We start from the raw sequence: 20,993 nt of genomic DNA on the forward strand, positions 1-20,993 counted from the left end.
AGAACTCTTAACCGATCCGCAATGGCGTTTGCTTTGGATTACCGGCTTTCTCGGCAGCTTGACCACATTTTCAGGTTTTTCAGTGGAGATGGTGGGTTTGATGCAGGCGCAACGTTGGGGCATGGCTTTGATGGCGACCTGTCTGCATGTTTTCGGTTCGTTTGGTTTGACGGCGCTGGGGATTAAATTGGCTCAGATTTGGAAGTAAGTTGCTATTTTTTATTTGAAATATAAACTAAAGGCCGTCTGAAAATTTGTTTTCAGGCGGCCTTTGGCTTTATCAATTAGGGTTGTACATAGCTTTTTGTACGCGCTAAATCGGTAATCAACAGCGGATTGTCTTTGCGCATCATATCGATCAGCTCTTGGCAACGTTTGGTTGTTGGATCTTGCCAGAGCCAGTCAAGCTCGGGCTGGGTAAGGCCGACCATCTGCAGAAATTGAACTTCACCGTTTGGCGTTTTGATAGCGGGCAGCTTGGGGTCTGGTGCGAAGGCTACGCCGACGATGGCGGTTTCTGTATCCATTCGGATAGGGTCGTTAGTTGAAGTAAAGTGATAGGCTTCAAACCAGTTACCACTTTCAAAAACGTAACGGCCAAGATTATTCATTAGATTAATTGCCCAGTAAGGCTCGTGTTTGGTGTTGTAGTCAGAATCCGGATCCTGATCGTAAGGGGGAGTACGGAAGGTAAATTCAAATCCCCATTTACTGTAATCTGCACCGGCAAGTTCTGGATTAAAGTAAAGTTCGCTCATGCCGTAGGAAACAATGTGGCGATGGAAGGTTTGCTCTTCGCAATCATAAATACTACTGCCGTCTAATGGGTCATCACCACCTAGAATGTATTTGATAATAGAGCCGTAATGACGAGGTTTGATATCACCATAAAGTGCTTTAAGCACAGCATCGATGGCTTCCCAGCCGACGGCTTGATCTTCTTTAAAAGTTTGGCGGTATTCTTGTTCGTTCATTATCTGTTTCCGTGTCGTTGATAATTTGGTCGTAAATTAATTGGCGTGTTTCTTTTAGAATGTGTTGTTTCTAAAAATAAAGCGATTTAAATATGACATCTTATTTGCTTTTTTAATCAATGCCAATAGGTAAACAGACGGTTTCTTGACAATAGGTTTTGCCGGATTCGCTTAAATGTGCCGGTTTGTAGGCGGCAAAGGTGTAGGTCAGGTCTGCGCGGAATGTGTCGGGATCGGCTTCGGCGGTGTCGCAGTTGAGGCCGGTGGGGATATCGAGGGCGACCTTCAGGCCGTTTGAATGATTGAGTTGGCTGCAGAGGGCGGCGATTTCGGTTGGAAGTGCGCCACTGAAGCCTGTGCCGAATATGCCTTCGATAATGATGTCGTAACCTTTTTTCAGACGGCCTTCCAGTTCTTGTGCGGATATCAATTCAATATGGGGCAAACCGTTGAGGCGTTCGCGATTGGTTTGAGCTAAAGGGGAGAGGTTTTCTCCGAGTGAAAACAGAATATCGATGTGCCACCCTTGCGCCTGCATATATCTTGCCATGACTAAGCCGTCGCCGCCGTTGTTGCCTTTGCCGCAAACGATCAGGGCGCGTCCGGCTTGGGGATAACGCTGCATGAGGTCTTGGGCGGCAGAGCTGCCGGCGTTTTCCATCAGTTGGTCGAAGCTTGTGCCTTTATCGACGGCTGCTTGCTCGCGTTCGCGCATCTGGGCGGCGGTATAGACTTTCATGATCGGCTCTCTTTGCAGGAAGTTATTTGTCGGCGGTATTCATCAGGCGTAAGGCTTTCAGACGGCCTATTTCTTTTTGATATTCCGCCAGTCCGATAAATGTGCCGTCTCGGCTGTATACGCGGATGGGCTGTTCGGCAGAAATGTTTTCGGTAAACTGGGGGCGTTGGCCGTGTTTGAGCATGGTAACGGCGTAGTCGTTCAACTCAAGTTTGGGGAAATGTTGTACCAAAACATCGCAAGGCAGCAGCAGGGCATCGCGTTCGGCTTCGTCCAATTCTGCCAAGGCTTCGAGCGTGTGGCTTTGGGCAATGGTAAATCCGGCGGTTTCAGTACGGCGCAGGGCAGTCAGGTGAGCGAATGTGCCGATGTGTTTGGCGATGTCTTCGCTGAGGGTGCGGATGTAGGTACCCTTGCTGCAACGTACGTCTATCACGGCTTTGGGTGCATCAAATTCAGTGATATCAATGGAGTAAATGGTGATGTCGCGCGCTTTGCGTTCGATAACGATGCCTTTGCGTGCGTATTCGTACAGCGGCTTGCCTTCGTGCTTGAGGGCGGAAAACATCGGCGGCACTTGGCGGATATCGCCCGTTAAAGCTTGGCAGGCCGTCTGAAATTCGGACAATGAAATATCGGCGCGTGCGGTAGCAACGATTTCGCCTTCTGCATCGCCTGTGCTGCTGGCTTCGCCCAGTTTCAGCGTGGCCGTATAGGCTTTGTCGGCATCAATCAGATATTGGGCGAACTTGGTCGCTTCACCGAAGCAAACAGGCAAAAGCCCTGTGGCCAAAGGATCGAGTACGCCGGTATGCCCGGCTTTTTCGGCACGGAACAAGCGCCGTGCTTTTTGCAGGGCAGTGTTGCTGGAAAGGCCTTCAGGTTTGTCGAGGAGAAGGACGCCGTTGACCGGGCGTTTGGTGGGTTTATTGGTCATATTAATTAGGGAATATTAATGTTCAGGCCGTCTGAAAGGGTTCAGACGGCCTGCGTGTTTTAATCAATCAGTCTTCAACCGGTTTTTCCGCTGCCACTTGGTCAATCAGGCTGGAAATGCTCATGCCGCGTTCGAGTGATTCGTCGTATTTGAAGTGCAGCTCGGGCGTTTTGAAGAGTTTGATGCGTTTGGCCAATTCGCTGCGCAAATGACCTTTGGCGTGTTCCAAAGCTTCTTCGGTAATGTCGCGTGTGCTGTCGTCGAGGATGGTGTAGAACACGGTTGCGTGGCTGTAATCTCGGGTGACTTCGACTTCGTTGATGGTGATGAAGCCTGCGCGCGGGTCTTTCAGGCCGGTGCGGACGAGTTCGGCAAGCTCGCGCATGATTTGTTCTTTGACACGGTCTTGGCGGGCGTAGCCGCGTTGGGGTTTTCTCATGGTTTTCCTTGATGTATGGCAGGCTGTCGTTTTCAGACGGCCTGCGGTTTGGATTTTGAAAAGCTGCCTATTATAACGGAGCGCGGTTTATTGTGCTTGAACCGAGAAAGGCATATCGATTTTTTGCCATTGCGCGCTTTCGTAGTCCAGTGCATCGGCGATGAGGGGGTGTTGCTCCAGCCATTGGGCGTTGATGCGCAAGATGAAGCTGTGGTTGTTTTCATCAACCCGAAGCTGGGTTTGTGGCGGCAAATCAAGCGGCAAACGCGAGCGGCAGAAGAGGGCCGCTAGGCGCAGGGACAATACGGCACACCACATGATTTCGTTATCGCCGATAATATCCGCCATTTTCTTGAGGTCGCCGCGATGGCCGATAACCAGTTGCGCCAAAATGGTTTGCTCTTTGCGTGAGAAGCCCGGCATATCGGCGTTTTCGAGAATATAGGCGGAGTGTTTGTGATAACCGGTATGGGCGATATCCAAGCCGATTTCATGCAGACGGCCTGCGCGGCTGAGGTATTGGTTCCACAGGGCAAGCTCTTGAACGGTTACGTTTTTGGCGTGGCACAGGCTGTTCATGAAGGCTTGCGCGGTATCAGCAACGCGTTTGGCTTGGTTGAGGCTGACGTGGTAGCGTTTTTGGAACTCGGCCGTTGTCTGCTCGCGCATATCGACATTGAGGCTGCGGCCGATTAAGTCGTAGAACACGCCGTCGCGGAGGGCGGCTTCGGTAACGGTCATTTTGGTCAGCGAGAGTTCTTCAAAAGCGGCCATCATCACGGCCAATCCGCCCGCAAAAACTTCGACGCGTTCGGGTTTGAGGTTTTCAAATTTGGCTTTTTTAACCGAACCGGCTTCGATAATCCTATCGGCAAGATAACGCATGCCTTGGGCAGTAATGTCGGCTTCTTGTGGCAATTCGGTCGCCAAAACGTCGCGTATGGATTTTGCCGAACCGGACGTGCCGATGGCGAAATCCCAACCGGTACGCTTCATCAGTTTGCTGATGCGCTGGATTTCGATACGCGCGGCGGAAACGGCGGCTTGGAAATCTTTGGTGGTCACTTTGTTTTGGAAGAAGCGCATGCTGTACGTTACGCAGCCCAAAGGCAGGCTTTCTGTGATCAGCGGTTGCAAATCCGAGCCGATGACAAATTCGGTCGAGCCGCCACCAATGTCGATAACCAGCATTTTGTCGCCTTTGGGCGGCAGGGTATGCACTACGCCGGTGTAAATCAGACGCGCTTCTTCGCGGCCGGCAATGACTTCGATGGGGAAACCCAGCGCCGCTTCGGCACGGGGCAGAAATTGGGCGATGTTTTTGGCGACACGGAAAGTATTAGTGGCCACCACGCGCACGTTTTCAGGCTGGAATCCGCGCAGGCGTTCGCCAAATTTTGCCAAACATTCCAAGGCTTGTTCTTGAGAGGCTTCGCTCAGGTTTTTTTGTTCGTCCAAGCCGGCGGCAAAGCGAACCATTTGTTTGAACGAGTCGATGACTTTCAGCTGGCCGTTGTTGTTTTCACAAATTTGCAGGCGAAAACTGTTGGAACCCAAATCGACGGAGGCTAAAACGTTGGCGGGAGTGGTGGTCATAAAAAATACCGCTTGATTAGAAAAACCTAAATGTTACTTGAGGCTGTATCACTTGACAATAAAAGGAATACAGCTCTTTGATTCTGCTCATAGATGTATTTTATAATGCTGATTTTAAGCAAATATATCAAAGGCCGTCTGAACTTTTCAGACGGCCTAAAAAGAGAAAACACATGAAATCGGAAAACCAAGATTCCTTATTTTTATCGCGCCGCCGCCTATTGCAAGTCGGCGGAGCCATGCTTTTGACGCCTGCGACCGCATGGGCGGGGGCGCAACGTGAAGAAACGCTGGCCGATGATGTGGCTTCCGTGATGCGCAGTTCGATTAATAGTGCTAGCCCTGCGCGGCTGGTGTTTGCCGATTCGAGGGAAGGGGAGCGTTGGTTGGCAGCGATGTCTTCCCGATTGGCACGCTTTATTCCCGATGAGGGCGAGCGCCGCCGTCTGTTGGTCAATATTCAATATGAAAGCAGTCGTGCCGGACTCAATACTCAAGTGATTTTGGGTTTGATTGAAGTGGAAAGCGCGTTTCGCCAATATGCCATCAGCGGCGTGGGTGCACGCGGTTTGATGCAGGTGATGCCGTTTTGGAAAAACTATATCGGCAATCCGTCGCACAACCTTTTCGACATTCGCACCAATCTGCGCTACGGCTGTACCATTCTGCGCCATTACAACAATATCGAAAAAGGCAATATTGTCCGCGCTTTGGCAAGGTTTAATGGCAGCTTGGGCAGTAACAAATATCCGAATGCCGTATTGGGCGCGTGGCGGAATAGATGGCAGTGGGGTTGAGCGGCTTACGATTTGCCCCATGCAATTCCTTTGAATCCTGTATAATCAGAAAATCTGTTAATTCACACTTTCAGACGGTCTTTTGCAAACTTAAGGCCGTCTGAAACATTATTTATGGCAAGAGATAACCGCATTCAAATGTTTCCGCACGAATGGCGTGCCAGTACCACACTTTCCGGCGTTTACGCACTGCGTATGTTGGGGATGTTTTTGGTATTGCCCGTTTTGGCGATGTATGCCGCTTCGTTGCCCGGCGCAGAAAACAATAAAGCGCTGGTCGGTATGGCGATGGGTATTTACGGGCTGACACAGGCTTTGCTGCAGCTGCCTTTGGGCATGGCTTCCGATAAGTTCGGCCGTAAAAAAGTGATTTATGCCGGCTTGATTGTGTTTGCGGCGGGTAGTTTTTTGGCCGCAGTTGCCGACAGCCTGCAGATGTTGGTTGCCGCGCGTGCCATTCAAGGTGCGGGTGCCGTCAGTGCGGCGGTAACGGCTTTGCTGGCGGATTTGACCCGTAACGAAGTGCGGACTCGTGCGATGGCGATGATCGGCCTGAGTATCGGCTTGACCTTCTCCGTCAGCCTAGTGCTTGCGCCGATGATTGCCAGCTTTATCGGCGTATCCGGCCTGTTTGCGCTGACCGGTATTCTGACTGTAATCAGTATCGGCGTGGTTGCCTGGATGACCCCTGATCCGGAAGTGTCAAAAATGCACGAAGACACGCAGGCGCAGCCTTCGCGTATGGGCGAGGTATTGAAAAACCGCCAACTGCTCAATCTCGACTTCGGTATTTTTGCCTTGCATGCGGCACAAATGGCTTTATTTACCGCATTGCCGTTTGCCATGACGCAGTTGGGTTTGGAAAAAATCCATCACTGGCAAGTCTATCTGCCGTCAACCATTACCGGCCTGATTATTATGGTGCCGCTGATTATCGTCGGCGAAACGCGTAACAAGCTCAAACAAGTGTTTATCCTTGGTATCATCTGCATTGCTGCGGCACAAATCGGTTTGCTGTTTGGCATGCACTCGGTATGGTTAATTACCGCTTATCTGATTGTTTATTTTATTGGTTTCAATGTATTGGAAGCCAGCCTGCCGTCTATGGTGTCGAAAATCGCTCCGTCCGATTTGAAAGGCACGGCGATGGGCGTGTATAACACCATGCAGTCGGTCGGCTTGTTTGTCGGCGGCGCAACCGGTGGTTTATTGTTCCAAAAATATGGTTTTGCAGGCGTATTTGCCTTTTGTAGCGTACTGATGTTGCTGTGGCTGGTATTGGCAGTCATTTCGCCGGCACCGAAGCCTGTCAAAAACCTCAGCTATCCGCTTAACGCCGAATGGCAACAAAATCCGGATTTGCTCTACCAAAAATTGACCGAAATTGAAGGCGTTGAAAGCATCAGCTTTAGCGCAGACAAGCAAACCATTTATATCAAGGCCTTGCAAAAAGGATTCGACCAAGAGGCCGCCGAAAAAATCATCACAGGAGTGTAAAATGTCATTGAATAAAGTTATCCTCATCGGCCGCCTCGGCCGTGACCCGGAAGTCCGCTATATGCCCAACGGCGAGGCCGTCTGTAACTTCAGCGTTGCCACCAGCGAAACTTGGAACGACCGTAACGGCCAGCGCGTAGAACGTACTGAATGGCACAACATTACCATGTACCGCAAGCTCGCCGAGATCGCCGGTCAATACCTGCGTAAAGGCAGCCAAGTGTACCTGGAAGGCCGTATCCAAAGCCGTAAATACCAAGGCAAAGACGGCATCGAGCGCACCGCTTACGACATTATCGCCAACGAAATGAAAATGCTTGGCGGCCGCAACGACAACAGCGGCGGCGCACCATACGATGACGGCTACAACCAAGGCGCTCATTCAAGCCAAGGCAGTTACCAACAAGCGCCACAACAGCAATACCAATCTGCTCCGGCTCAAGAACCCCCAGCAGCCCCAGCCCGTCGTCCCGCTCCGGCACAACCGACCGCTCCGGTTGATGATATCGACGACGATATTCCATTCTAATCATTGAGTAATATAAAAGGCCGTCTGAAAAATATACTTTCAGACGGCCTTTAAAATGATTTCAAAGAAAATCCTACATTTGCACCGAGCCGTTGACGGTCAGGCTGATCTCTTCCGAACCTGGGGAGGCTGGTACGCCATCTTCTATTCCTGCCGCTACTTCTGCGGCGGGGATTGCACGCAGCATTTTGGCGCGTGCAAAATTGCCGCCGACTTGACGGTTGCCGATGTGACCCAGGTTGAGTTTAACGATTTTGTAGCTGGAGAAGCCGAGTGTTTGGGCGAGGTTTTGGGCGCGATCTTTGAAGCGCAGGATGACGGCCTTGCTCAGTTGGTCGACGGTTTCTTCGCGTTTTTCTTTGGATACGGAAAACGAGGAGCTTTCCAAAATGGCGATATTGATGCTGTCGGCAATCAGGCGGTTGAGTGCTTCAAAGTCTTTGCTTTCTACTTTGAAGTAGGCGTGTTCTTCCCAGCCGGTTTGGGTGCGTTTGCCGTTGGTGTATTGATAGCGCGGGGATGCGTTGCGCTCCATCAGCTCGGCTTTAAGTTTGCTGTTTTGGGAGATTTTGTTGAACTGGTTGAATTTCTTCATGAAAGCTTGGTTGGCGGCTTGACGGTCTTTGCCTTCTGCGTTGATGCTGAAATGCGCGGTCATGGTATCTCGCGGCACTTCCATGTTGGCGGATTCGGAAAATTCAACGATGTTGTAATTGAGGCTTTCTGCTGCAACGGGCAGGGAGACGGCTAGTAGTAGGGCGGTAAGGGCTGGGCGGAGCATTTTGGTTTTCCTTGTAATGCGGATTTCAAAAAAGTAATTTAGCATGAAAGATGGAAATGTTGGCTTTGGCAAGCGTAAGGATTTGTATGGGGTGAAGCCGTCTGAAAAGAAGTTACTTTGTATCCATCAGGCCGACTTCATGGGGATTGAGGCGGGCTTTTTCTTCTTGGCCTAAGCCGACCAATTTCCGTAATCGGGTCATGTAGGCATTGACGTCAAGGCCCCGTCCGTAGCGTTGCGCTTCCCAGATGGTTTCTGCCAAGGCTTCCATCATATCGTGTTCGGCTTTGACCCAGTCGCCGTTGTAACGGGCGCAAAGTTGGTGGTGGATGGCACGGATGCCCGGGGGCTGGTCGATGGCGCTTTGCTCTTGCAGGGAAAGGTGTAGCGACATATGCAGGAATGGGTTGCTTTCGCCGTCTTCGGGCAGCCATTCTTTATCTAAATATTGTTCGATGTCTTCGAGATAGTGTCCGTATTCGGGATGGGCTTCGATAATGCGCAATGCTTTTTGTTGCAGGCCGTCCAATTGGAGCGGTGCGAGTCTGTGTTGCCAGACGTGGGCAAAGAATCGGCGGACATCGTGGGTGTTTACGTCATACATGATGAGTGTGATTTGATTTTGGGATATGTGATTATATAGCGATTGCGATGAAAAAGGCCGTCTGAAAAATATGTTTTCAGACGGCCTTTGTTTTGCAGGGTTTAGCGGCGGTCGATGATTCGGTAATACACTTCGCCGTCTTGGACATAGCCCAATTCGACGCGGGCAATTTCGGCGATGGCCTCTTGTCCGTGTGCCAAGTCTTCAACTTCCGCATTGAGGAAATTGTTGCGCAAAGTGAGCGTTTGGTTTTTTTCCTCCTGACGGACGAGCTGCTCCTGCAATTCTTCCGTATGCCCGACGCTGCCTTTACCAAACCAAAGGCTGTACTGACAGCACAAAAGTGCGAAGGTTAAAACAAAAGTCACCCACTTCATACAATCAATATCCTATATTCTGCTTATTTGCCCAATTGGTAGAATGCGGCTTTGCCAGGGTAGTAAGCGGCTTCGGCCAATTCTTCTTCGATGCGCAACAATTGGTTATATTTCGCCATGCGGTCAGAACGGGACAGGGAGCCGGTTTTGATTTGCATACAGTTGGTAGCAACTGCCAAGTCGGCAATGGTGCTGTCTTCGGTTTCACCGGAACGGTGGCTCATTACGCTGGTGTAGCGGTTGCGTTTGGCCAAGTCAACGGCTTTCAGGGTTTCGCTCAATGTACCGATTTGGTTGACTTTGACCAGCAATGCGTTTGCCACGCCTTTTTCGATGCCTTCAGCCAAGATTTTTGGATTGGTTACGAACAAGTCGTCGCCGACCAATTGAACTTTGCCGCCCAATTTTTCGGTCAGCAGTTTCCAGCCTTCCCAGTCGTTTTCGTCCATACCGTCTTCGATGGAAACAATTGGGAATTCGTTAACCAGGCCTTCCAAGTATTCGGCAAATTCTGCGCTGGTGTAAGAGCGGCCTTCGGCTTCCAAGTGGTATTTGCCGTCTTTGTAGAACTCGCTGGATGCGCAGTCCAGGGCGAACAATACGTCTTCGCCTGCTTTGTAGCCTGCGGCTTCGGTTGCTTCTACGATCAGTTGCAGGGCTTCTTTGTGGCTGTTCAGGTTAGGTGCGAAACCGCCTTCGTCGCCCACGGTAGTTGGGAAGCCTTTGGCATCACACAGTTTTTTCAGTGCGTGGAAAATTTCGGCGCCGCAACGCAGAGCTTCGCGGAAAGATTTTGCGCCGACAGGCATGATCATGAATTCTTGGATGTTCAGGCTGTTGTTGGCATGTTCGCCGCCGTTGATTACGTTCATCATCGGAACAGGCAGAGCCATTGGGCCTGCGCCGCCCAAGTAACGGTACAGCGGCAGGCCTGAATCTTCAGCGGCTGCGCGTGCTACGGCCATGGAAACGGCCAAAGTGGCGTTGGCACCTAAGTTGCCTTTGTTTTCAGTACCGTCCAATTCGATCATGATTTGGTCGATATAAGATTGTTCGTTGGCATCGATACCGATGAGGGCTTGCGCGATTTGGTTATTGACGTGGTCAACGGCTTTCAATACGCCTTTGCCCAAGTAACGGGATTTGTCGCCGTCACGCAGTTCCAAAGCTTCTTTTTGGCCGGTTGATGCGCCGCTTGGTACGGCTGCGCGTCCCATAACGCCGGATTCCAACAATACGTCACACTCTACAGTAGGGTTGCCGCGAGAGTCTAAGATTTCGCGTGCAAAAATATCAACGATTGCGCTCATGAATATCTCCAAATAGGATGGTAAAAGAAAAGTAGCTTTGTTACGCTTCAGACGGCCTTGAGGATGATTGCCAAAGTCTGATGAATGCAGACATTATACCGTCTTTGCCAGGTATGGCATCGGAGTCAGTATGAAACCGACTGTAAGTTTGTTTCACGTCAATATCGCTCAAACAAACATAAGCCGTATAGTGTAACATTTTTTACCCTTTTTAGGGTGAAAAGCTGATTAAATAAGGCATAAGGCCGTCTGAAAACCAGATTAGCCCTCGCCCAAAATCATCGAGCCTACACCGTCATCGGTCAGCACTTCCAAGAGCAGGGCGTTGGGAACGCGGCCGTCTATGATATGCGTAGCTTTGACGCCGCTTTTGGCGGCTTCGACGGCAGAGGCAATTTTAGGCAGCATGCCGCCGTACAGCGTACCGTCTTCAATCAGTTCGTCAATGCGGCTTGGCGTCAGGGTAGTCAATAATTTGCCTTCTTTATCCAGTACGCCGGGGATATTGGTCATCATCAGCAGTTTTTCGGCTTGAAGTTTTTCCGCCAGTTTACCGGCAACCAAGTCGGCATTGATGTTGAACGCTTCGCCGTTTTGGCCTACGCCGATGGGTGCAATGACAGGAATGCAGCCGCGCTCAACCAAGCCTTCCACCAAACGGGTATCGATGTCGGCCACTGTGCCGACTTGGCCGATGTCCACGCCTTTTTGTTCAGGCGTGTCGATCAGGAGTTTTTCCGCTTTGATGAAGTGGTTGTCCCGGCCGGTAATGCCGACGGCGCGACCGCCGAAGGTGGTAATCATGGAAACGATTTCTTTATTGACGTGTCCGCCCAAAACCATTTCCACGATGTCCATGGTTTCGCTGTCGGTCACGCGCATGCCTTGAACAAATTCTCCTTTTTTGCCGACTTTTTCCAACATTTCATTGATTTGCGGGCCGCCGCCGTGAACGATGACGGGATGCAGGCCGATCAGTTTGAGCAGGACGACATCGCGTGCGAAGCCCTCCTTTAAGGCCGACTCGGTCATGGCGTTGCCGCCGTATTTGATGACGATGATGGAGCCGGAAAAACGGCGGATATAAGGTAAAGATTCGGCAAGGACGCGAGCTTTGATCGCAGAGGAGACAGATTGTTGCTGAGTCATGGTTTCAACCTTGTTTCATGATTTCGGCCTTTATCTTAATCCCAAAGGCCGTCTGAAACAATATTTCCAAGCGCTTGAAATCCTGTTAAATCAGTTAAATGGTTGAAACCAGCCTCATGCAAACGGTAAAATGACGGTTTGCTTCGGCCTCTTTGCCGATTACTAAGGATACCCATGATGAAAATCAGCACCCAATTCGATGCCGGTTCGGTCGTTGTCAAAGATTTGAGCAACCCTGCCGATATCCGTCTCGCCCTGCGTCCCGACAATGCTTCGGAGTTTGCCCAATGGTTTTACTTCCGTTTGCAGGGTGCGGCCTATCAAAACTGCGTGATGCATTTTGAAAATGCGGAGGACGCTGCGTATCCTTTGGGCTGGGAGGACTATCAGGCTTGCGCTTCTTACGACCGCCAAAATTGGTTCCGCGTGCCAACCAGCTACGAAAACGGCGTGTTGACCATCAACCATACACCTTTGTCCAACAGCGTTTACTACGCCTATTTCGAGCCTTATTCCAACGAGCAGCATTTGAACCTTTTGGGCGATGCGCAGGGTAGCGGTTTGTGCCGTATCGACGACTTGGGCAGCACTGTTCAAGGCCGTGATATTAATCTTTTGACCATCGGCAACCAAGTCGAAAGCGACATGAAAGTCTGGATTATCGCCCGTCAACATCCGGGCGAAACCATGGCAGAATGGTTTGTCGAAGGTTTGCTGGGCCGCCTGCTTGATCCGCAAGATCCGACCGCGCGCATGCTGCTTGACCGTGCGACTTTCTACATCGTGCCAAACATGAATCCGGACGGTTCGGTATTGGGCAATTTGCGCACCAATGCCGCCGGCGCCAACCTCAACCGCGAATGGGAAAACCCGACTTTGGAGCGAAGCCCCGAAGTTTTTACCGTCCGCGAAAAAATGATGGAAACCGGCGTGGATTTGTTCTTGGATATTCACGGCGATGAAGGTCTGCCGTTTGTCTTTGTGGCCGGTACCGAAGGCGTGCCGAACTACAACGAGCGCATCGAAGCCTTGGAAGACCAATTCAAACTCGCGTTGCTCAATGCCAGCCCCGATTTCCAAGACGATTACGGCTATGACAAAGATGCGCCGGGTCAGGCGAACATGACTTTGGCGACCAACTGGGTCGGCAATCATTTCAACTGCCTTGCCTATACTTTGGAAATGCCGTTTAAAGACAATGCCAATCTGCCGGACGACGATTTCGGCTGGAACGGCCAACGCTCGCTGCGCTTGGGTGAGGCCATGTTGTCTGCTATTTTGAATGTGGTTAGCGATTTGCGTTAAACCGTCCGACACTGCATACAGGCCGTCTGAAAGTTCAGGCTTTCAGACGGCCTTTGAGATAAGGAACACACATTATGATGATACATCCCCAGTTTGATCCGGTGCTGATCAGCATCGGCCCGCTTGCCATCCGCTGGTATGCCTTGAGCTATATTGTCGGCTTTATCCTGTTTACGATTTTGGGCCGCCGCCGTATCGCGCAGGGCAATTCTGTGTTTACCAAAGAAACACTCGACGATTTCCTGACTTGGGGTATCTTGGGCGTCATCTTGGGCGGCCGTATCGGCTACGTTTTGTTTTATAAATTTTCCGACTATTTGGTCAACCCGTTGGATATTTTCAAAGTGTGGGAAGGCGGCATGTCGTTTCACGGCGGCTTCTTGGGTGTGGTCGTTGCCATGTGGCTGTTTGGCCGCAAGCACAACATCAGTATCTTGAAATTGATGGATACCGTTGCGCCGCTCGTGCCGCTGGGCTTGGCTTCCGGCCGTATCGGCAACTTTATCAACGGCGAACTTTGGGGACGCGTGACCGAACTCAATGCTTTCTGGGCGATGGGTTTTCCGCAAGCGCGTTACGAAGATGCGGAAGCCGCGGCGCACAATCCTTTGTGGGCAGAATGGCTGCAACAATACGGCATGCTGCCGCGCCATCCGTCTCAGCTTTACCAGTTTGCCCTTGAAGGCATTTGCCTGTTTGTCATTGTTTGGATTTTCTCGAAAAAACCACGTCCGGCCGGACAAACGGCAGCATTGTTCTTGGGCGGTTACGGATTGTTCCGCTTCATCGCCGAATTTGCCCGTCAGCCTGACGACTATCTCGGCCTGTTGACTTTGGGCTTGTCCATGGGTCAATGGTTGAGCGTGCCGATGATTGTATTGGGCGTGATTGGTTTCGTTTGGTTTGGCCGTAAAAACAATGTTGCCAAAGCGTAAATGAAACAAGAATAAAGGCCGTCTGAAAAGGTTTTCAGACGGCCTTTTTATGGCTTCAAGCAAACGGATTTTGGGTTTAACCGAAAAAGCCCATTTTGACTTGAATGAGTTTTTCCAACTCCGGCAGGACGCGGCGGCGTGAGACGAAGAAGATAATGTGGTCGCCGTCTTGGAGGATGGTTTCGGTGTGGTGTCCCATGATGACTTCGCCGGTTGCGCCGCGGACGATGGCGGCGATGTAGCAGTCGCTCGGCCATTTGATGCCGCTGATGCGGCGGCCGACGATGGCAGAAGTGTTTTTGTCGCCGTGTACCACCACTTCGATGGCTTCGGCCGTGCCGCGGCGCAGAGGGTGGACGGCAACGATGTCGCCGCGGCGGATGTGGGCGAGGATGGAGCCGATGGTAATCAAATGGGGGGAAACGACGATATCGATTTTGTTGCCTTCGAGCAAATCGACGTAGCTTGAGCGGTTGACGATGGTAATCACGCGTTTGGCACCAAGGTTTTTCGCCAACAGGCTGGACATGATGTTGTTTTCGTCGTCGTTGGTCAGCGCGCAGAAGACGTCGATTTCGTCGATGTATTCTTCGTCCAGCAGGGTTTCGTCGGTGGCGGAACCTTGCAGGACGAGGGTGTTGTCCAGATTTTCGGCCAGCCATTCGGCACGGTGGGGTTTGTATTCGATGATTTTGATGTCGTATTTGGACTCGAGCTGTTTGGCGAGGCGGTAGCCGATGTTGCCTCCGCCGGCGATCATGATGCGGCGGGTGCGCGCTTCTTTCGGACGCAATTCGCGCATGATGGCTTCCACGCTGTTGATGTCGGCGGCAAACAGGACTTCATCGCCTTCGATGATGACGGTTTGCGGGGTGGGGACGATCAGGCGGTTGTTGCGGTAGATGGCGCAGATTTGGCAGTCCACGCCTTCGAGCAGGTGTTGGTTGATGTCGGCAATTTCACGGCCGATCAGCAAACCGCCTTTGCGGGCTTGAACAATCACCATGCGCACTTTATCGTTGGCAAAACTGAGTACCTGCAATGAGCTGGTGTAGTTGAGCAGGCCGACGAGTTGTTCGGTAACCAGTTGTTCGGGGCTGATGGTTTCGGTAATGCCGAAGATGTTGAGGCTGCCTTCTTCGGGGTTGTCGCTGCCGGCAACCGGATATTCGAGGTATTCGCTTGAGCGCACGCGTGCGATGCGGCTGGGGATGTTGAATAGGTCGGCGGCGATTTTGGAGGCGACAATGTTGGTTTCGTCGCTGCGTGTCAGGGCAAGCAGGAGGTCGGAGTCTGCCGCGCCTGCCTGTTCGAGGGTAAAGGGCGATGCGCCGTTGCCGACGATGGTTTGGACATCGAGGCGGCTGCTGATGCGGTTGAGCGCTTTTTCGTCGATGTCGATGATGGTAACGTCGTTGCTGGGAACGGAGGCAAGGTTTTGGGCGACGGTCGAGCCGACTTGGCCGCTGCCGAGGATGAGTATTTTCACGGTAATTGAGTGTGTTCGGTAAAAATGAAATTGTAACAAAAGGCCGTCTGAAATTGGAGTTTTCAGACGGCCTGAGTTTTAAATAAGCCAGAAGGTTACCAGTAGCCCAAAACTTTCCACCACAAGATACCGACAGTGCCGAAAATCAGGATTTCGAGCACGCTCATGATGAAGCCGGCTTTCCACCATTCGGTCATGGTTACATAGTTGGAGCAGTAAATGACAGGTGCAGAACCGGTAGCGTAGTGGGTCAGCGACATCATGATGCCGGTAGCGGCTGCCATAATCAGGGCAAACAGCATCGGTGGTGCGCCCAAGGCCAAGCCTGCGCCGTAGAATGCGCCGAACATGGCGGTAACGTGTGCCGTACCGCTGGCGAAAACGTAGTGGGCGTAGAGGTAGGCCAGCATCAACAGGGCACAACCGGCTTCCCAACCCAAACCCATGTGGGCGATACCGCCTTGCATGGAGTCGGACAACCAACTGATGAGGCCCAGTTTGTTGAGGAAGTTTGCCATCATCACCAAGGCAGCAAACCAAACAATGGTATCCCACGCGCTTTTTTCTTTCAGCGCGTCGTCCCAAGTCAGTACGCCGGTCAACAGGCACAGGCTCAAGCCGAGGAAGGTGGTGGCAGTAGCGTCCACTTTCACGCCAAACAGCATCTCAGGAATACCCGCCCACAACAGCAGCAGAACCAGGAAAATACCGAGCATGATTTTTTCTTCACGCTTCATCGGTCCCATTTGGGTCAAATGCTCTTTTGCCAATGCAGTGGCGTTAGGGGTTTGTTTGATTTCAGGCGGATACAGGAAATACAGCACCAGCGGCATCAGTAGCATAGCAAGCAGGCCGGGTACGATCATTGCCAAGAACCAAGTACCCCAAGAGAGTTGGATTTGTGAATTGGTGGCTTTGGCAACCAATTCGACCACCAGTGGATTAGGTGCGGTGGCGGTGATAAAAATCAGACAGGTAATTACATTGGAGTGGAAGTTGACCAGTGAAAGGTATTTACCGATTTTGCCTTCCGTACCCTTTTCAGGGTCGGAGTCGAAGCTCAAGGCAATGGATTTCATAATCGGATGTACGATGGCACCGCCGCGCGCGGTATTACTCGGCGTTACCGGACCGATGACCAAGTCGGCAAGCGCTAAGCTGTAACCTACGCCCAGCGTGCGTTTGCCGAAGAGGGAAATCAAGAGGTAGCCGATACGCATACCCAAGCCGGTTTTCAACAGGCCACGCGAGATGATGATGGCGATACCGATCATCCAGATGAGTGAGTTGTTGAGGCTGCTCAAAGCGTCTTTGGTTGCGTCGGCGGCTTTTTCATTGGTCACGCCGGTCAGTGCAACCAAGGTAATGCCCAAAATCGCCATGGCGCCGATAGGCATGGCTTTGCCGATGATGCCGGCAATGATGCCGACAAACAATGCCAAAAGATGCCATGCGTCAGGCGATACGCCTTGAGGAACGGGGATAACGAACCAGATAAGCAGCGTCAGCACAAGTGCGACCGCAGCAGGAATTGGCTTGAAGCCCATTTTGAATCTCCTAATTTGAGGATTAAAGTATTGGGAAATCTGTTTTCAGACGGCCTGAGTGTCGCTTAAGCCTGTCTGAACGTATTTTGGTAGGTTCGGAAGGTATTTTTCTTATTGGGTTTCTCTTCCATCTTGGAAAGAAGAGAATGGGAGTCGGGTATCGTTTTTCAGACGGCCTTTATAGTAACAGGCCGTCTGAAAACAACGCCGTTTTACTCCTGTTCTTGCGGCAGGCCGTACTCTTCGGGGAAGGTACGCAGCGAGCTTTGCAACACGGTAACTGCGCCGTCAATCAAACCGCAACGGCCGCTTCGTGGCAACAGTTGGCACAGGCTTTGCAGGGCGCGCAGGTCGTCGGAAGTGCCGATACCGGTGTCCACGCGGTTGAGCAGGCGGGAAAGCTGGAATGTGCCGCCTTTGCAAGGCGGGCATTGACCGCATGAGTTGGAAGCGAAAAATTCCACATACTCGGCCACTTTGCGCACCACGCTGGTGCCTTCGGAAATCACAATCATCGCGCCGGTACCGAGGCTGGATTTGCGTTCGCGTACGGACACGAAGTCCAAAGGCACATCCAAATCTTTTACGGTCAAAAGCGTGTTTGACGGGCCGCCGGTAAATACGGCTTTAAACGTACGGCCTTCGAGCATACCGCCGCCGTGATCGTAAATCAGCGATTGCAAGGTCGTGCCCATTGGCAGTTCGTACAGGCCCGGATTCAATACGTCGCCGGAGAGAGAGTAGAGTTTTGTACCGGCCGCATCGCCCAAACCCAAAGATTTGTACCATTCCGCGCCTTTGGCAAGGATTTGCGGAATATTGGCGAAGGTTTCGGTATTGTTGATAAGGGTCGGCTCACCGTTGACACCGCTTTCGGCGGGGAAAGGCGGCTTGCGGCGGGGGAAGGGGAAACCGCCCTCCAGCCATGAAATTACGGCAGTTTCTTCGCCGCCGATATAACGGCCTGAAGTTTCAACCAGTTGCAAGTCCAAAGGTTTACCCAAGTAGTTTTCGATGCGGATAAACAAATCGCTGTTTTTCCATTGCTCGATGGCCGGTGTGATGGAAGCGATGGATTCGGTTTGATGAGGGTTGACGTACAAAATTGCTTTATTGGCACGGCAGGCAACGGCGGCAATCAGGACGCCTTCGATGACTTGGTGCGGCGTATTTGCCAGCAGTACGCGGTCTTTAAATGTACCCGGTTCGTCTTCGTTGGCATTACAGACGACGTATTTGTCGCCATTTTTGCTTTGGGCGGCAACGGCGGCCTCCCATTTGCGCCAAGTCGGGAAACCTGCACCGCCCATACCGCAAAGATTGGCATCTTGCAGTTTGGAAACAATGCTTTGAGGATCGGCAAGCGCAGCCAGCAGGCCTTCGCCGCCGCCGACTTTGCGCCACGCGGCTAAATCTGCGCCGACTTGGCGGGAAGGATGCAGTAAGTTTTGATTGGCTTGATTCATGATTGTTGCTCCTGCAAACCGGCGTGTTCGCGCAAATCGAATTTGCCGTAGTCGGGATATAAAACGGGGGCTTTGATGTCGCTGGTCAGGCCGGCCCGGGTCATTTCGCGTTGCAGGTCGTGGACGTGTCCGACACCGCCGCGTACTTTTTTCAGCGGCAGGCCGCAATTTGCCGCGGCTTTACCGGCACGGCGACCGAAGCTGATGATGTCCAAAAGTGCATTGCCCATCAGACGGTTGCGGCCGTGAATGCCGCTGGTTACTTCGCCGGCGCAATAGAGGCCTTCGACGCAGGTCGCGCCGTTGCCGTTGATTTCGATACCGCCGTTTTGATAGTGCAGGGTCGGATGAATCATGACCGGCTCAACAGCAGGGTCGATGCCGCATTTGTGGGCAACATGGCCGAGTGTTACTAGACGGTTCAATACGTCAGGGTCGTTAGCAATCAGGCGCGGGGTGTCGAGGAACACGCCGACTTGACCATCGCGTACCACGCCGCGGCCTTCGCGGCATTCGCGCAGAATCGCAGCGGCAACAACGTCGCGCGGTTGCAATTCGTCAACGAAACGTTCGCCCAAACCGTTGACCAGCTTGGTGCCTGCGGAGCGCACGGCTTCGGAAATCAGCGCGCCTGCCAAGTGCGGAGGGTGGGCAACACCGGTCGGGTGGTATTGGAAAGAATCGACATCGCGCAGTTTGGCACCGATACGGTAAGCCATTACCAGGCCGTCTGCAGTCGCGCCATAGTGGTTGGAAGTGGCAAAACCCTGCAAATGCAGGCGTCCGCTGCCGCCGGTTGCCAATACCACGGCTTTGGCGTGAACCAACACCAAAGAGCGTTTTTCCAAATCGTACAAAATCGCGCCGACGCAGCGGCCGTGTTCGTCCGACAATAATTCGATGGCGGGGTGGCGGTTGAGCTGGGTGATGTTTTCGTCGAGTTCGACAGCCTCGCGCAGTACGCGCATCATTTCGAGGCCGGTAAAGTCGCGGTAGCTCAGGATGCGCGGTACGGTCGTACCGCCTGCGCGTTTGCGGCTCAACATGCCGTTGCTGTCCGCGCCTTTGGCAAGGTCGAAGGTCATGCCCAAGCCAATCAGCCAGCGGATGGCGGACGGCGCATCGGTAACCATTTGTGCCACCAATTCTTTTTTGCCGACGTTGTGGCCGCCTTTGATGGTGTCGTCAAAGTGTTGTTGCAGGCTGTCTTCTGCGCCGACCGCTGCTTGAATGCCGCCTTCGGCCATCACGGTATTGCTGTCGCCGATACGCAGTTTGTTCGCCATGATGACGCGTGCGCCGGCTTCAGTCGCAGACAATGCCGCTGCCGCGCCCGCACCGCCGCCGCCAATAACCAGCACGTCAGTGTTCAAATGTTCCGCGCCCGACAAATCATAGTCGTCAATCAGTGGATGACTGATCAGCAGTTTCGCCAAATCAGGATGGCAGTAATCGCCTTGGTTTGGACCGATAGGTAGTTTCACACGCGCATTTGCCTGATAGTCAGGGTGAAATTGGCTCAGTAATTCGTTCTTTTCAGGTAAATCGCCACGCAGCTCCAATGAGGACGCACGCAGGTTGGCAAGGGCGGTTTCGTAGTCTATGCCTTGGATTTTGTTAACCATTACACTGACTCCTCTTCAAATTCGACTTTCATTTTGCCGCTGTCGATTTCGCGTAGGCGGCGCATCAAATCCACAGGGCGCAACGTACGCGCCGCTTTCATACGGCGGGCGAACAGGCCCAAGTGGTTCGGACGGATGTGTTCTGGGCAGGAGAGGGTGCAGAGGTTGCACATCACGCATTGGTCAAAGGTCAGCGCAGCTGCGCCGAAATCGCCGGAAACTACCTGCGCTACGCCGTTTTCTACTTGCAAACCTTTAGGACAGGCGCGATTGCAGCCGCCGCAATGACGGCAGTTTTGCGCTTCTGGGAAGGCTTTGGCGGTATCGTCCAACCAGTTCCAGCCGTCACCAATTTCCCCGACGTCGTAATATTGGATATGCTCGGGAATAAAGTAGTCCAAGAAGCTGATATGCATGCCTTCTTCAACTTTAGTCTCGCATGCCAGTGCGGTGGTTACTTCGCGCTCGCCTTCTTTACGAATCATGCAGCGGCAGGAACCGCATACGCCTTGACCCATACAGCCGACATTGGCAGTAATCGCATTGCCTGAACGGGCATAGGCTTGGATGATTGACGAGTCGGCGGAAGCTTTGACTTCATGGCCGTCTATGGTCAGGGTTAACAAATTTTCACTCATGGTTTGTTCCTGTGAAATTGGAAGTTGGAATAGTGGGTAATTTGATTAATTGTATTTTTATTACATTTATTGCGTATGAGGAAAATATCCAAGTGATTTACTCGGAAATTCTTTTAAAATCAATGTTTATCTTTATGAGTCGAAGTGTATCAGAATTTAGTGGTTTTGATGATAGGGGTAACCTAAGGTTTTATAGAAGGAGAATTGCAAACAAAATATGCCTATTATTTAGACAAATTTATTACAACAACTTGATTTT

Annotated in this window: 21 protein-coding genes; 6 read left to right on the plus strand and 15 right to left on the minus strand. The window is 52.0% G+C overall.

All coding sequences use genetic code 11. The features are described 5' to 3' along the window. On the plus strand, positions 1-208 hold a 208-nt coding region (locus tag ACTHUE_RS01635; protein WP_440423004.1), incomplete at its 5' end, for a CrcB family protein. 76 nt (positions 209-284) lie between these two features. On the opposite strand, the gene ACTHUE_RS01640 is transcribed toward ACTHUE_RS01635, so the two are convergent. From ACTHUE_RS01640 to ppx, 5 genes are all read right to left on the minus strand, one after another. Further along, positions 285-974, minus strand: coding sequence for a suppressor of fused domain protein (locus ACTHUE_RS01640; protein ID WP_070695375.1), 690 nt, complete (start codon positions 972-974; stop codon positions 285-287). Positions 975-1,086: 112 nt separating this feature from the next. Beyond that, complete coding sequence (locus ACTHUE_RS01645) at positions 1,087-1,713, minus strand: NAD(P)H-hydrate epimerase (protein ID WP_070695376.1); 627 nt, start codon at positions 1,711-1,713, stop codon at positions 1,087-1,089. A 22-nt stretch (positions 1,714-1,735) separates the two neighbouring features. Continuing rightward, entirely contained in the window at positions 1,736-2,650 is a 915-nt protein-coding gene (gene truB, locus ACTHUE_RS01650; protein ID WP_070695377.1) for a tRNA pseudouridine(55) synthase TruB, read from the minus strand. 67 nt (positions 2,651-2,717) lie between these two features. Continuing rightward, positions 2,718-3,089: a 30S ribosome-binding factor RbfA gene (rbfA, locus tag ACTHUE_RS01655; protein ID WP_070695378.1), complete on the minus strand. Its 372-nt coding sequence runs from the start codon at positions 3,087-3,089 to the stop codon at positions 2,718-2,720. A gap of 87 nt (positions 3,090-3,176) precedes the next feature. Further along, positions 3,177-4,685 carry an exopolyphosphatase gene (gene ppx / locus ACTHUE_RS01660; RefSeq protein WP_070695379.1) on the minus strand — a complete coding sequence of 503 codons (1,509 nt, stop codon included), beginning with the start codon at positions 4,683-4,685 and terminating at the stop codon, positions 3,177-3,179. 173 nt (positions 4,686-4,858) lie between these two features. On the opposite strand from ppx, the gene ACTHUE_RS01665 reads away from it, so the two are divergent. The 3 genes from ACTHUE_RS01665 (at position 4,859) to ACTHUE_RS01675 (ending at position 7,508) form a co-directional block, all read left to right on the plus strand. Further along, positions 4,859-5,482 (plus strand): lytic transglycosylase domain-containing protein, encoded by a 624-nt coding sequence (locus tag ACTHUE_RS01665; protein ID WP_039863563.1) that lies wholly within the window; start codon positions 4,859-4,861, stop codon positions 5,480-5,482. A gap of 114 nt (positions 5,483-5,596) precedes the next feature. Next, complete coding sequence (locus tag ACTHUE_RS01670) at positions 5,597-6,979, plus strand: MFS transporter (protein ID WP_004520777.1); 1,383 nt, start codon at positions 5,597-5,599, stop codon at positions 6,977-6,979. A gap of 1 nt (position 6,980) precedes the next feature. After that, positions 6,981-7,508 (plus strand): single-stranded DNA-binding protein, encoded by a 528-nt coding sequence (locus tag ACTHUE_RS01675; protein ID WP_004520776.1) that lies wholly within the window; start codon positions 6,981-6,983, stop codon positions 7,506-7,508. Between the two features lie 73 nt (positions 7,509-7,581). Here ACTHUE_RS01675 and ACTHUE_RS01680 read toward each other — a convergent pair whose 3' ends face one another. The 5 genes from ACTHUE_RS01680 to argB form a co-directional block, all read right to left on the minus strand. After that, complete coding sequence (locus ACTHUE_RS01680; RefSeq protein WP_039862478.1) at positions 7,582-8,289, minus strand: SIMPL domain-containing protein; 708 nt, start codon at positions 8,287-8,289, stop codon at positions 7,582-7,584. Positions 8,290-8,401: 112 nt separating this feature from the next. Then, on the minus strand, positions 8,402-8,893 hold the full coding sequence (locus tag ACTHUE_RS01685) for a DUF1841 family protein (RefSeq protein ID WP_049335876.1): 492 nt from the start codon (positions 8,891-8,893) through the stop codon (positions 8,402-8,404). 101 nt (positions 8,894-8,994) lie between these two features. After that, positions 8,995-9,270 (minus strand): cell division protein FtsB, encoded by a 276-nt coding sequence (gene ftsB / locus ACTHUE_RS01690; protein WP_003679613.1) that lies wholly within the window; start codon positions 9,268-9,270, stop codon positions 8,995-8,997. Positions 9,271-9,293: 23 nt separating this feature from the next. Further along, positions 9,294-10,580: a phosphopyruvate hydratase gene (gene eno / locus ACTHUE_RS01695; RefSeq protein ID WP_004520772.1), complete on the minus strand. Its 1,287-nt coding sequence runs from the start codon at positions 10,578-10,580 to the stop codon at positions 9,294-9,296. A gap of 261 nt (positions 10,581-10,841) precedes the next feature. After that, on the minus strand, positions 10,842-11,729 hold the full coding sequence (argB, locus tag ACTHUE_RS01700; protein WP_070695380.1) for an acetylglutamate kinase: 888 nt from the start codon (positions 11,727-11,729) through the stop codon (positions 10,842-10,844). A gap of 174 nt (positions 11,730-11,903) precedes the next feature. Here argB and ACTHUE_RS01705 point away from each other — a divergent pair, with 174 nt between their 5' ends. Both ACTHUE_RS01705 and lgt read left to right on the plus strand, forming a co-directional pair. Then, the gene (locus ACTHUE_RS01705; protein WP_070695381.1) at positions 11,904-13,034 is read left to right on the plus strand and encodes a M14 family metallopeptidase; all 1,131 of its coding nucleotides are present in this window, start codon (positions 11,904-11,906) and stop codon (positions 13,032-13,034) included. 74 nt (positions 13,035-13,108) lie between these two features. After that, positions 13,109-13,969, plus strand: a complete 861-nt coding sequence (gene lgt / locus ACTHUE_RS01710) for a prolipoprotein diacylglyceryl transferase (protein ID WP_070695382.1) — start codon at positions 13,109-13,111, stop codon at positions 13,967-13,969. Between the two features lie 76 nt (positions 13,970-14,045). Here lgt and trkA read toward each other — a convergent pair whose 3' ends face one another. The 5 genes from trkA to ACTHUE_RS01735 form a co-directional block, all read right to left on the minus strand. Further along, complete coding sequence (trkA, locus tag ACTHUE_RS01715; protein ID WP_049323440.1) at positions 14,046-15,458, minus strand: Trk system potassium transporter TrkA; 1,413 nt, start codon at positions 15,456-15,458, stop codon at positions 14,046-14,048. A gap of 95 nt (positions 15,459-15,553) precedes the next feature. Further along, a complete protein-coding gene (locus ACTHUE_RS01720; protein ID WP_049335870.1) occupies positions 15,554-17,005 on the minus strand; it encodes a DASS family sodium-coupled anion symporter in 1,452 nt (483 codons plus the stop codon). Between the two features lie 212 nt (positions 17,006-17,217). Next, the gene (locus ACTHUE_RS01725; RefSeq protein ID WP_049335869.1) at positions 17,218-18,471 is read right to left on the minus strand and encodes a complex I 51 kDa subunit family protein; all 1,254 of its coding nucleotides are present in this window, start codon (positions 18,469-18,471) and stop codon (positions 17,218-17,220) included. Beyond that, positions 18,468-20,096 carry an FAD-binding protein gene (locus ACTHUE_RS01730; RefSeq protein ID WP_440361127.1) on the minus strand — a complete coding sequence of 543 codons (1,629 nt, stop codon included), beginning with the start codon at positions 20,094-20,096 and terminating at the stop codon, positions 18,468-18,470. Before ACTHUE_RS01730 ends, ACTHUE_RS01725 begins: the two co-directional genes overlap by 4 nt. Beyond that, positions 20,096-20,734: a 2Fe-2S iron-sulfur cluster-binding protein gene (locus tag ACTHUE_RS01735; RefSeq protein ID WP_004520763.1), complete on the minus strand. Its 639-nt coding sequence runs from the start codon at positions 20,732-20,734 to the stop codon at positions 20,096-20,098. Before ACTHUE_RS01735 ends, ACTHUE_RS01730 begins: the two co-directional genes overlap by 1 nt. Between the last annotated feature and the right edge of the window lie 259 nt (positions 20,735-20,993).

It is taken from the genome of Neisseria sp. P0021.S005 (genome assembly GCF_051956955.1).

Coding starts and splice junctions, on each gene's coding strand:
- ACTHUE_RS01645 (WP_070695376.1), bottom strand. CDS start 1,713: ATGAAAGTCTATACCGCCGCCCAGATGCGCGAACGCGAGCAAGCAGCC.
- argB (WP_070695380.1), bottom strand. CDS start 11,729: ATGACTCAGCAACAATCTGTCTCCTCTGCGATCAAAGCTCGCGTCCTT.
- ftsB (WP_003679613.1), bottom strand. CDS start 9,270: ATGAAGTGGGTGACTTTTGTTTTAACCTTCGCACTTTTGTGCTGTCAG.
- ACTHUE_RS01640 (WP_070695375.1), bottom strand. CDS start 974: ATGAACGAACAAGAATACCGCCAAACTTTTAAAGAAGATCAAGCCGTC.
- ppx (WP_070695379.1), bottom strand. CDS start 4,685: ATGACCACCACTCCCGCCAACGTTTTAGCCTCCGTCGATTTGGGTTCC.
- ACTHUE_RS01730 (WP_440361127.1), bottom strand. CDS start 20,096: ATGGTTAACAAAATCCAAGGCATAGACTACGAAACCGCCCTTGCCAAC.
- ACTHUE_RS01675 (WP_004520776.1), top strand. CDS start 6,981: ATGTCATTGAATAAAGTTATCCTCATCGGCCGCCTCGGCCGTGACCCG.
- lgt (WP_070695382.1), top strand. CDS start 13,109: ATGATGATACATCCCCAGTTTGATCCGGTGCTGATCAGCATCGGCCCG.
- ACTHUE_RS01665 (WP_039863563.1), top strand. CDS start 4,859: ATGAAATCGGAAAACCAAGATTCCTTATTTTTATCGCGCCGCCGCCTA.
- ACTHUE_RS01705 (WP_070695381.1), top strand. CDS start 11,904: ATGATGAAAATCAGCACCCAATTCGATGCCGGTTCGGTCGTTGTCAAA.
- ACTHUE_RS01735 (WP_004520763.1), bottom strand. CDS start 20,734: ATGAGTGAAAATTTGTTAACCCTGACCATAGACGGCCATGAAGTCAAA.
- rbfA (WP_070695378.1), bottom strand. CDS start 3,089: ATGAGAAAACCCCAACGCGGCTACGCCCGCCAAGACCGTGTCAAAGAA.
- ACTHUE_RS01720 (WP_049335870.1), bottom strand. CDS start 17,005: ATGGGCTTCAAGCCAATTCCTGCTGCGGTCGCACTTGTGCTGACGCTG.
- ACTHUE_RS01670 (WP_004520777.1), top strand. CDS start 5,597: ATGGCAAGAGATAACCGCATTCAAATGTTTCCGCACGAATGGCGTGCC.
- ACTHUE_RS01685 (WP_049335876.1), bottom strand. CDS start 8,893: ATGTATGACGTAAACACCCACGATGTCCGCCGATTCTTTGCCCACGTC.
- truB (WP_070695377.1), bottom strand. CDS start 2,650: ATGACCAATAAACCCACCAAACGCCCGGTCAACGGCGTCCTTCTCCTC.
- eno (WP_004520772.1), bottom strand. CDS start 10,580: ATGAGCGCAATCGTTGATATTTTTGCACGCGAAATCTTAGACTCTCGC.
- ACTHUE_RS01680 (WP_039862478.1), bottom strand. CDS start 8,289: ATGCTCCGCCCAGCCCTTACCGCCCTACTACTAGCCGTCTCCCTGCCC.
- ACTHUE_RS01725 (WP_049335869.1), bottom strand. CDS start 18,471: ATGAATCAAGCCAATCAAAACTTACTGCATCCTTCCCGCCAAGTCGGC.